The sequence below is a fragment of the Rhodocytophaga aerolata genome (genome assembly GCF_030503435.1).
In the GTDB taxonomy this organism is placed as follows: domain Bacteria; phylum Bacteroidota; class Bacteroidia; order Cytophagales; family 172606-1; genus Rhodocytophaga; species Rhodocytophaga aerolata.
Genome location: NZ_JAUKPO010000074.1, coordinates 1 through 11,203 on the forward strand (window position 1 = coordinate 1; position 11,203 = coordinate 11,203).

Annotated in this window: 8 protein-coding genes; 4 read left to right on the forward strand and 4 right to left on the reverse strand. The window is 42.3% G+C overall.

All coding sequences use genetic code 11. The features are described 5' to 3' along the window. Positions 1–156: 156 nt before the first annotated feature. Positions 157–615: a hypothetical protein gene (locus Q0590_RS35510; protein WP_302042432.1), complete on the forward strand. Its 459-nt coding sequence runs from the start codon at positions 157–159 to the stop codon at positions 613–615. A gap of 304 nt (positions 616–919) precedes the next feature. On the opposite strand, the gene Q0590_RS35515 is transcribed toward Q0590_RS35510, so the two are convergent. Both Q0590_RS35515 and Q0590_RS35520 read right to left on the reverse strand, forming a co-directional pair. Beyond that, positions 920–3,022, reverse strand: a complete 2,103-nt coding sequence (locus Q0590_RS35515) for a glycoside hydrolase family 97 protein (RefSeq protein WP_302042433.1) — start codon at positions 3,020–3,022, stop codon at positions 920–922. 268 nt (positions 3,023–3,290) lie between these two features. Beyond that, entirely contained in the window at positions 3,291–3,806 is a 516-nt protein-coding gene (locus tag Q0590_RS35520) for a hypothetical protein (RefSeq protein WP_366970795.1), read from the reverse strand. Between the two features lie 224 nt (positions 3,807–4,030). On the opposite strand from Q0590_RS35520, the gene Q0590_RS35525 reads away from it, so the two are divergent. Next, complete coding sequence (locus Q0590_RS35525) at positions 4,031–5,380, forward strand: IS701 family transposase (RefSeq protein WP_302042434.1); 1,350 nt, start codon at positions 4,031–4,033, stop codon at positions 5,378–5,380. A 139-nt stretch (positions 5,381–5,519) separates the two neighbouring features. On the opposite strand, the gene Q0590_RS35530 is transcribed toward Q0590_RS35525, so the two are convergent. Continuing rightward, positions 5,520–6,902 (reverse strand): IS4 family transposase, encoded by a 1,383-nt coding sequence (locus Q0590_RS35530; RefSeq protein ID WP_302042435.1) that lies wholly within the window; start codon positions 6,900–6,902, stop codon positions 5,520–5,522. A gap of 96 nt (positions 6,903–6,998) precedes the next feature. Between Q0590_RS35530 and Q0590_RS35535 the strand changes: the two genes are divergently transcribed. Continuing rightward, the gene (locus Q0590_RS35535; protein WP_302042439.1) at positions 6,999–7,367 is read left to right on the forward strand and encodes a transposase; all 369 of its coding nucleotides are present in this window, start codon (positions 6,999–7,001) and stop codon (positions 7,365–7,367) included. 7 nt (positions 7,368–7,374) lie between these two features. Beyond that, positions 7,375–7,716, forward strand: coding sequence for a transposase (locus Q0590_RS35540; protein ID WP_302042436.1), 342 nt, complete (start codon positions 7,375–7,377; stop codon positions 7,714–7,716). A gap of 665 nt (positions 7,717–8,381) precedes the next feature. Here Q0590_RS35540 and katG read toward each other — a convergent pair. After that, positions 8,382–10,661 (reverse strand): catalase/peroxidase HPI, encoded by a 2,280-nt coding sequence (gene katG, locus Q0590_RS35545; protein ID WP_302042437.1) that lies wholly within the window; start codon positions 10,659–10,661, stop codon positions 8,382–8,384. Between the last annotated feature and the right edge of the window lie 542 nt (positions 10,662–11,203).

The following is an 11,203-nucleotide window of genomic DNA, read 5'->3' on the forward strand; positions in this document are numbered from 1 at the left end:
TGAAAGAATCACTGCTGCCCTTTTTATTTTAGTTTTCAACTCTTGACTCACATTAATATTCAGCAGACATCTACTATGTGGGTAGTTGGTCTACTATTTTTCTTAATATCAGGCTCTTAGGTTAACTTGTGATAAGAAATTTTAACCATTAACACAATGAAACAGATCAAATTCAATCAGGCGTATGTAAGGATATTTACGCTGATTACCCTATGCCTCACTGCCTCTAATTTCACTACAAAGTTTGGATTAGACAGTTATGCGATTTATCTCAACGACCAACTCATTCTACAGCAAATGGTAAACCAGCCGTTGAACTTACGGGTGCTGCCGCTTAAGGATGCAAAGGAAAGCGATCAACTGTACATCAAATACACCCATTGCACGATAAAAGGGGGAGCTGGTACTAACAGGAGCATTAGCCTTCAAGATGAGAAGGGCAATACATTGAAGAGATGGACATTTGCCGATGCTAGCGGATCGGATTTAACTATGAAAATAGCCGTGAAAGAGCTGTTGGAAGTGGAAAAGAATCATGCTAATCAAGAGCTCAGTCTCCACTATACTGCACGAGAACTTCCTAAAGGGGAAATGCTTTCCATGCTTCGGCTTTAAACGGTTACAACTTATCTGGGTGCAGGATAAGGCGAAATAAACTCTTCTACTTATCCTTCACCTGGTAAGTGGACTTGCCACAAAATACAGGTCAATGGAATAAGCATTAATAATGATTTTTCTAGCATTAAATTATAATTATCCCAAGAGCAGTTAAATGTACTCTCCCATAAGGTTAGGTTACTCATTCAGGAAGTGAAGGCCAAGGGGACCAAACCCTCAAGAGATCTTCAGAAACAATAATTTTCCCTACTTGCCTATATATAAAGCTTCAGGCAAGGTGTTTTATAGTCAACTTTGCTTATTACTTTTCAATCAAACTGATTGCACAACCGCCGCCACTTGCCAAAAGTATGTTTAGCCTGGTTTTGTTGGTTACTGTTCTTTTCTCTATTGTGTAGGCTTCCGGTGCCTTTTCCCAGGATGCATGATTAGCGTCGCGGTACAGGGTTGCCTCATATTTTTTCCCCTTTTTCAAAAAGGTTAACGCAATGGAAGCCGTACGTGGGTTTTCATCCGTAATTGCTCCAACAAACCAGGCCTCTTTCCCTTTATCCGCGTCACGGATTTTTTCTTTGCGGGCAATGGTTAGGTAATCGCCCGGCTCTGCTTCCAGTATTTGTGTATCTGCCCAATCAACCGGCACATCTACAATAAATTGAAAGGCGTCCAAATGCTTGTTGTAATTTTCCGGTAAATCAGCCGCCATTTGAACCGGACTGTACATAGTAACATACAAGGCCAATTGCTTAGCCAGGGTTGAACGGATCTTTTGCGTGCGGGTGCTATCAAACTGGTTTAACTGGAAGTGGAAGAAGCCAGGTGTAAAATCCATTGGCCCGCCTATGCCTCTGGTAAATGGTAGAATAGTGGTATGTTCTGGCGACATACCCAGAGTAGGGGCATTGTGAAACTCGCTGCCTCTGGCTGCTTCATTGGCCAGCCAATTGGGGTAAGTCCGGTGCAATCCGGTTGGGCGGACGGATTCATGGGCTACGAGCATAATTTTGTATTGCGCTGTTTTTTGAGCTACTCTTTCATAATGGTTCACCATCCATTGCCCGTCGTGGTGTTCGCCACGGGGAATAATCCGGCCTACGTAGCCGGTTTTTACCATATTCATGCCATGATCCTGCATGAAGCGGTAGGCCGTATCCATCCGCCTTTCATAGTTAGTTACCGCTCCGGATGTTTCGTGGTGCATAATAATCCTGACACCTTTTGCTTTTGCATATGCCGAGAGTTCCTTTATATCATAATCAGGATAAGGAGTCACAAAATCGAAAACCTCTTCTTTCCAATTGCCAAACCAATCTTCCCAGCCTGTGTTCCACCCTTCTACTAATACACCCTTAAAGCCATACTTTGCGGCAAAGTCAATATAGCTTTTTACATTTCGCGTATTGGCTCCATGTTTTCCATCGGCTAAAGGCCAGTTAGCTTTTCCTACATGCATCTCCCACCACATGCCCACGTATTTCTGTGGTTTTACCCACTCCGCATCCCCAATAAGGGAAGGTTCATTGAGATTTAAAATCATTTTTGAAGCCAGGATACCGGCGGCTTTATCGCTTACGATCACGGTTCGCCAGGGAGTTTGAGCAGGTGTTTGTAAATAGGCTTTATTGCCCACTGCATCAGGAACCAGGTGAGTCGTAAGTGTAAGGGCTTTCTTATCCAGCATTAAATTCATAACCGGGTAATTGCGAAGTGCTGCCTCATGTAGATTGATATACAGTCCTTCAGCCGTTTTCATCATCAGGGGCGTTTGAACAGCATTGGCACCGATGGGAGCTGTTAAGGCAATATCTTTTTCTTTCTGCGCGGCTGCAAGGGCGTCAACTTCGCTCAGTTTTGTGGTATGGTAGCCATATTCATTTGTCTCATAATCACCCGGAATCCAGAATGTTTTATGATCTCCGGCTAGCCTAAACTGGGTGTGTTCCTCGGACACAATAAAATGACGAAGGGATGCCTGTTGGGGAAACTCATAACGAAAGCCTACTCCATCGTTGAATATACGGAAAACTACATTCAGTAAAATGCCTGAACCAGTTTTATCTTCAAGCCTTACATTTAGCTGCTTGTAATAATTGCGAATATGGCTTACTTCTCCCCAAACGGGTTTCCAGGTATCATCATGCAGCGTTGTATCAAAGGCGTTAATCGTAAAATTAGTAAGTTGTAAAGCCGGTTTGCTAAATGAAAAGCCTAGGGTAGAGGCCTCAATTATTTTTCTGCTCTTATAGGTAATGCTATAAGATAGTATACCTTGCTCAGTATTCAGGACCTCAAGATTGATAGCTTGGTTAGGTGAGGCTATAGAAATATTTTGTTGAGCACGGAGTGCAATAGAAGTACTTAAGGCAATAAATAATGTAAGGAAGAATTTAACTTTTGAAATCATACGATCATTTATATAGGGCCATTAACATCAATGGATTAAAATGTCTGAGGTAATGATTTTAATTATTCACTGGCTGGCTGAGTTCGCTTAATGACTCAAAGAGCATTTTTTTCTGCCTTCACAGATAGGCCACCTGCTGGAAAGCGGTCTTTATCATGTTGGCCTATTGTGCCAGCATAGCAGGGTTACATGCTGAAAGAAATGTACAAGAATTATCTGAAGGGTGCAAGAGCCTTCTCCTACTATAGCTTAAATCAGTAATTTTAACCTAAAAAGGCTCCAGCTCATTTCTCGGGGCTTCAGCAATTACTTCTTCGTTGTAGGCTTCATCGAAATGGTACACCATAACACGGTCAAATAAGGTCAACAACCGGATTTGTGTGGCAGCTGTCTGGGAAAACTCAAGAAGGGTGGCCGCCTGTTGCCTATGGCTTAACATCTCATTCAGGTAGGCGAATTTAATATCTGCTTCTTCGGCCAGTGTTTCAAATTCAAGTATGCAAAGGGGGGAGCAAGTGAATAATCGTATGATACTTTCTTTGTAGTAAATCCACTTGCTTGATCTCTCTTCGAACTGTAAACCCAGGATTTTTTGATGCAAGAAATCTGGTAAGTGTATAGGCAACTTTTCTCCAAGTATACGCATTAGTGGCTGCCCGATTAATTGCTCAGCAGCCATTAACAGGTGCACAGATGTATCAGCGCTTGCCTGCACAATTTTCCAGTCCTGTATAGTTACAACCAGTAAGAAACCGTGTGGTTGGATAAGACCTGGAATATGAATGGGTTCTCAGTCACAATTATCAAGGGTAAGGGGTTGCTAAAAAGAAAGAGAAGTAGGCATAGTGAAAGAAATAAGATTGAGTGAACATGTTTGCGGCTCACCATAAGCTCTGTTCAACCAGACAAATATTAGAAATTACTTAGCTGGACTTTAGCATTTTGGATAGTAGGAAGAACTCAACAGGTAAGTAGAAGGTATAAACTTATCGCCAAACAAGTTGTACCATGACTACTTATCCAGAAGAGTTCTTAAGAGTAATAATACCATTTGGAAAGTTGTTTTCCAAGCCTGTTTTCAAGCATGTAAAACTCATGCTGGCAGGAGCGATACCTGCTCCCGGCAAAAGGACAGTAAGTGCCCTGCTATGCATTGTGGGATTAAGTAGGGAGAAGAAGTTTCACAAGTACCACCGGGTGCTGAGTCTTGCTTGCTGGTCTGCTCAAAAAGCATCTTTAGTACTGTTAACAGAGCTACTAAAGTGTTTCTTACCCGAAGGACCGGTAATTGTGGGCATAGATGAAACCTTGGAAAGGCGTTGGGGCAGAAAGATTGAACAACGAGGCATCTACAGAGACAGTGTCAGAAGCAGCAATTCACAGTTTGTCAAAAGCAGCGGCCTTAGATGGATAAGTTTGATGTTACTTGTACCTGTGAGTTGGGCTAAAAGAGTTTGGGCACTGCCTTTCCTGACTGTACTTGCTGCCAGTGAACGATATAACCAAGGGCATGGCAAAAAGCATAAAAAGCTAACAGACTGGGCCAGACAGATGCTTTTACAACTCAACCGATGGCTGCCCAAGAGAGAAATCATTGCTGTAGGTGATAGTTCGTATGCGGTCATTGACTTATTAGCTGCGCTAGCAGGCAAGGTTAGTTTTATCACTCGCTTGCGTTTGGATGCCGCTTTGTACGAACCGCTACCCCTGCGCAGAGAAGGTCAGGTAGGCCGTAGCCGCAAGAAGGGTAAACGCCTGCCCACACTCACTCAAGTGGCACAACAAGCAGACACAGAGTGGCAAAGGATCGTATTTTCCCACTGGTATGGCCATAAAGAAAAGTGTATGCAAGTAGCCACAGGCAGGGCATTATGGTATCATTCCGGCAAACCACCTGTGGCTATCCAGTGGGTGCTGCTGCGTGATCCGGAAGGCAAACTAGGGACAAGTGCCCTACTTTCTACAGACCTGACTTTGACTGCCGAGCAGAGTATTAACTACTTTGTCCGCCGTTGGAGCATAGAAGTTACTTTTCAAGAGGTGAGGGCGCATCTGGGTGTAGAAACACAAAGGCAGTGGTCAGCTAAAGCTATTGCTCGTAGCACACCTGTTTTACTAGGACTGTTTTCCCTGATCACTTTGATAGCAGACAGCTTACAGGGGCAAGGAAAATTGCAGATAAGTCAAGCCGCCTGGTATGAGAAAAAGCATCCTACTTTTTCGGATGCCATTGCTTGTGTAAGACAGCTTTTGTGGCAAGAAAGTAGTTTTTGCATGTCTGCCCAGAAAGATGATATGGTAAAATTACCCAGAGGGCAACTGCTGCTTTTTCAGCAAGCTTTAACTTGGGCTGCTTAGTGCTAAAGTCCAGCTAAGAGGCTGTCTAAAAATGGTTGCATAAAATAAAGTAGGGAATCAATGAGTTGACAGATACAAAGCACGACCAATGTATTCAACAGACCTCACAGACTGGAGCAGCGATGCCATAGCCGTCAGGCTAAGCCGCTGCTAAGATGTCTAGAGGAATAAAATGTGTATACTCCCCTTTTTTCTTTCGCTTTTCTTTGAAGCCATCTTGCAATATTTGTGCATAAAATAATTTCGCGAACTTAGCAAATCTTGCTTGTTTGCAAAAATTGTGAATAAGTGTCAAGTGGTTTTTGAGCCATACCAGCATTTTCCATTCGCTTACTTCTTTTCCTGTCTTCTGCCACAGATAATGCTTAAAGAAATGCAACAGCGGCATAAACAACAATATGATTAGTAGCGAACTCAATAGCACACATTGAAAGCGGTACAATTGCATAGGCTTTACCAAGTTAATATGAAAAATGGACTTCCATGTTTTGAACAAAATTTCTATTTGCCAACGCAAGCGGTAAATCTTTTTTACTTGTTCTATTGAGAGTAACTCTGCAGGAATATTGGTAACAAAAATATTATACTTATTCCATAGTAGCTGTTCTTTAGAAGGCTGTCTGGCTTTGCTTTCATATTTAGCTCTTATTTTTCTGATTCTTTGCTCATAAACTGCTATAGGTACTTTTTCTACAATCATTTTTATTTCTCCTAAGGCTGTTCTTTCTTTTTTATCTGAGCCAATACCTATCCCAAATTCATAAGATGAAATACATGCAGGCATTTCTGACAGCAATGTTTCCAAACTTACCCGCTTATCTTTTACAAAAAGTTTGCTTCCGGCAGCTAGCCTGGAGATAAAATAGGCACCTTTTTGATGCAACTTCCTAAAAAAGGGCATTTGATAGAACCCAAGATCTTTCATTACTAAATCTGCGCTATGGATACTGTCTACTTCATTGAAGGTTTGGTCTGACTTAACGCCATCTGCATCTTTTATGCAGTTAAGTGAGCCTGATAGAAGATCATATTCATAATATAACTTTATTGCCGAAGTGGAATACATACCTCCAGAACCTTTGTAAGCAGTGGTAAATTGAGCAGGCAATGAAAAAGAGGTGCTATCGCCAATTAATATTCGTTTAAACTTAGACATACTTGCACCTGTATTTTCTAAGCTTTCAGCAGGATCAACAAGACAAACTTGCTTTTTTATCACCTCTTCTACCAGACTCTTTATGAATGTGACAGCAAAAGCATTAAAGCGACTATCCAGGGATTGTTTTCGCAGTTTTACCCCTACGATCTCCCGTAAGAAGGTGCAAGCTTGAGTTAAACTTCTCCAACAAGCATTATGTGTGTCAATGAAACAAAGTTGTAAGAAACTCATCGCATAAAGTTTACTCTTGCGTTTAACAAAGCCTGCATCTGTAGCTTTTTGAATTATTATTTGCTGATCAAAAAAATGCTCTAGCTTCTTAATAATTTGACTTGCCTCTAATTCTTTTATTGGAAATCGCATAGCAGTAATGTGTAATGTTCATTTTATCTGCATATACGTATATATAACCCCTTAGCCTGACGGCTATGGCAGAAATGCTCCATATAATGGCAAGTTATCGAAAAGTTGTTAATAGATCAACGCAAACGTAAATATAACTTGTGTCAGGTACTCAACGCCATCTTCTATGTGGTGAAGGGAGGTATACCCTGGCGATTGATGCCTAAGGATTTACCACCTTGGAAAAGTGTCTATTACTACTATGCTAAGTTTTGCAGATTAGGCCTTTGGCAAGAACTGAATGATGCTCTACGAGAAAAAGTGCGGGTAAAGAACAAACGCAGGTTATCTCCCTCAGTGGCTATTCTTGACAGCCAAAGTGTAAAAACAACGCTTGTGGGCGGTCAACATGGGTTTGATGCAGCAAAGAAAGTCAAAGGCCGTAAACACCACATCCTAGTAGACACCTTAGGCTTGCTATTATAAGCCGAGAATGGTCTATGTGGTGGTACACCGGGCAGATATTGATGAAAGAAGAGCCGCAGGGTTTCTGCTCAATAGGCTCTTGAAAAAGAAGCTCACCTTTCCGCGCTTGTCAGTCATTTTTGCAGATGGGGGCTATAGGGGCGAGTTTGAAGCGTTTGTCAGAAAAACTTTCCGGTGGTTCTTACAAATTGTACAGAAACCTTTAGGCGTAAAAACTTTTCAAGTCCTGCCCAAACGTTGGATCGTGGAACGTACTTTCAGTTGGCTAACCGCTCACCGGCGATTGAGTGTGGACTATGAACGAAAGGTTAAATCTTCAGAAGCTATGTTTCACATAGCCATGATTTGACTCATGCTTAAACAGTTTTAAATTATATTTTTAGACAGCTTCTTAAAAAGTATGTGGTGAGGAAGGAATTATTTTTCGCTGTGGTAAAAAGGTTAGACGGCTTGCACTAGCATTGCACTATATAGATGGTAAATTGTTGCTAAGGAACTACGACAAAAATCAAAAATTACCGCTACAATTTATAGTGTGCTAAAGACGGGTGAGAAAAATGAAATTAGCTAAAGAGAGTGAAAAAAAGACTATTTATTGAACAAATTGCCAGATCCAAAAGCCTCTTAAAAGAGCAAATCAAAAATTATCATTATTCCAATAAACTGTTAAAGGAGACATAAGCAAACATACAATGTCTCTTTTTACCTCTTTATCTAGGAGTATAGAGTAAGTTTTAGAATACACCGCTGTATGTCAGCCAGAAGCTTTGTATTGCCTATGTAGACAAGCAAATTCCTTATTAATTCAGTCTGACAAGGCAGCCAGACACAATTTTGCTTATGCTGATTTGAGCATCGCCACAGATGGCTCAGTATTTTTACCAATTCAATGGTGAAAAGATACCAAATCTATACTAGTTGAAAAACATTTGTTAATAGCCTTGATTACATTAAACAGAAAGGGAGTGGAACATAGCCACCCCCTTTCTATTGAAACTTTTGATTTTTGCCGGCTTACTTCTTTTTCAGATCAAACCGGTCTAAATTCATCACCTTTTCCCAGGCAGTCACAAAGTCTTTTACAAATTTTTCTTTTGCATCGGCACTACCATATACTTCGGCAACGGCTCTAAGTTCAGAGTTAGAACCAAAAACCAGGTCGGCACGGGTGGCAGTCCATTTTGGCTGTCCTGTTTTCTGGTCGGTACCTAGATACAATTCTTTATCTTCGCCCATGGCTTTCCAGGCAGTACGCATGTCCAGTAAATTCACAAAAAAGTCATTAGTTAATACACCCGGCCTATCAGTAAATATGCCATGCTTTGAGTTATCGTAATTGGTACTCAAGGCACGCATGCCGCCAATTAAGACCGTTAACTCTGGCACGGTGAGCGTAAGCAATTGCGCCTTATCAATTAACAGGGCTTCGGTAGAAGCTGGCACATTGAACCTGCGGTAATTTCTAAAACCATCTGCCTGTGGCTCCAGGTATTTGAAAGATTCTACATCGGTTTGCTCTGCGGAAGCATCCATACGGCCTGCTGTAAACGGCACAGTAACGTCATACCCGGCATCCTTAGCAGCTTTTTCTACGGCTGCACATCCTGCCAGCACTATCAAGTCGGCCAGAGATACTTTTTTACCCCCGTCAGCTGCTTCATTAAATTCTTTCTGAATGCCTTCAAGCACAGACAATACTTTTGACAGTTGAATAGGATTATTTACCTGCCAGTCTTTCTGCGGCGCCAGGCGGATACGAGCACCATTGGCTCCGCCACGTTTGTCGGACCCACGGAACGTTGAGGCAGAAGCCCAGGCAGTAGATACCCATTGGGAAACACTCAATCCTGCGCCTAAAATTTTTCCTTTCAATATGGCAATATCATCTTCATCTACCAATGGATGATTTACAGCAGGTATAGGATCTTGCCATAACAATTCTTCTGTTGGTACTTCCGGACCCAGATATCTGGTAACCGGGCCCATATCGCGATGTGTGAGTTTAAACCAGGCACGGGCAAAAGCATCGGCAAACGCATGCGGGTTTTCAAGAAAATATCTGGAGATTTTTTCATATTCTGGGTCCATTCTCAACGCCAGATCAGTAGTAAGCATAGTAGGGCGATGCTTCTTTGATGGGTTAAACGCATCGGGGATTATCTCGCCTGCATCTCTGGCTACCCATTGATGGGCGCCGCCGGGGCTTTTAGTTAATTCCCACTCAAACCCGAAAAGATTTTCGAAATAGTTGTTGCTCCATTGCGTAGGCGTGGTAGTCCAGGTTACTTCCAGTCCGCTGGTAATTGTATCGCCCGCTTTCCCTGAACCATAACTGTTGGCCCAGCCAAAGCCTTGCAGCTCCAGTTCGGCAGCTTCTGGTTCTTTGCCAACATGGTCGGAAGTGGCTGCACCATGGGTTTTACCAAAGGTATGTCCACCGGCAATCAGCGCCACAGTTTCTTCGTCATTCATCGCCATACGGCCAAAGGTCGTGCGTATATCTTTGGCAGAGGCAATCGGATCAGGATTACCGTCAGGCCCTTCAGGGTTTACATAGATCAGACCCATATGAGCTGCAGCGAGCGGCTCTTTCAGGTCGCGTGAGTGAATCTTTCCGTCAGCATCCTCATCGGAGGATACAACGCCATGGGCAGCCACCCCTTCTACTCCTTTGCTATATCGGTCTTCATTACCCAGCCAGGTATTTTCTGAACCCCAATACACATCTTCGGCTGGTTCCCATACATCGGCACGGCCACCAGCAAAACCAAATGTTTTGAAGCCCATGCTTTCCAGGGCCACATTCCCTGCAAGAATCATCAGGTCGGCCCAGGAAATATTTTTGCCATATTTTTGCTTAATGGGCCATAATAAACGGCGTGCTTTATCAAGGCTCACATTATCCGGCCAGCTATTTAAAGGGGCAAAGCGCTGCATACCCATGCCACCACCGCCACGGCCGTCAAATACACGGTACGTACCAGCACTATGCCAGGCCATCCGAATAAATAATCCACCGTAGTGGCCAAAGTCGGCAGGCCACCAATCCTGTGAGTCGGTCATCAACGCATGCAAATCTGCTTTTACTGCCTGCAGATCGAGGCTATTAAAAGCTTCTGCATAATCAAAATCTTTGTCCATAGGGTCGGATAAAGAAGCATGCTGGCGCAGGATACCAATATTTAGTTGGTTGGGCCACCAGTCGCGATTTTTAGTACCTTCTCCGGCAACGGCTTGCTTCATAGTTCCATTGTGAAAAGGGCATTTGCTGATGTCTTGCGAATTTTTGTCCATAATGTTGTGTGTCTATTTTGAATTTGGAATGAGGCTTTTTATGCTTAAATAAATTGTAACGTGACAGCAAAATTAGAACAATTGGTAAATAGTTCAAATCAATTAAATTTATGATGTTATAGTTTTTATCTATAATATCTTTTCACTACGAGTATCTTGCATTAGGACATTCTTAGAAACATTTTGCCTATACATCATCCTATGGTTATAGAACCCAATTCTCTCAGCATTATCTTCAAACTCAGGAGAAAGAATGAGTCATACAATGTATTGTTCGACCATCATCTCTTAAATAGAACAGACCTTGTTGTAGCAGGAAAATAATATCGAAAGCAACTAGAAATTAATACATTGGAAGAACTTGATATAAGTTTCGTTGATTACTTGCTCTTGGGAAAAGGCTTTTTTACCAGAAATGTTCACAACTTAAACGATTTTGCCGACAGGATTTCCACAGAGCCATTCTCCGTTATCAAATAGAGTAATTTTAACGTGAACTATGGATTAGCCGGTGCAACATTAGGCAGCCATAGGGTAGTGCT

Coding starts and splice junctions, on each gene's coding strand:
- Q0590_RS35510 (WP_302042432.1), top strand. CDS start 157: ATGAAACAGATCAAATTCAATCAGGCGTATGTAAGGATATTTACGCTG.
- Q0590_RS35515 (WP_302042433.1), bottom strand. CDS start 3,022: ATGATTTCAAAAGTTAAATTCTTCCTTACATTATTTATTGCCTTAAGT.
- Q0590_RS35525 (WP_302042434.1), top strand. CDS start 4,031: ATGACTACTTATCCAGAAGAGTTCTTAAGAGTAATAATACCATTTGGA.
- Q0590_RS35530 (WP_302042435.1), bottom strand. CDS start 6,902: ATGCGATTTCCAATAAAAGAATTAGAGGCAAGTCAAATTATTAAGAAG.
- Q0590_RS35540 (WP_302042436.1), top strand. CDS start 7,375: ATGGTCTATGTGGTGGTACACCGGGCAGATATTGATGAAAGAAGAGCC.
- katG (WP_302042437.1), bottom strand. CDS start 10,661: ATGGACAAAAATTCGCAAGACATCAGCAAATGCCCTTTTCACAATGGA.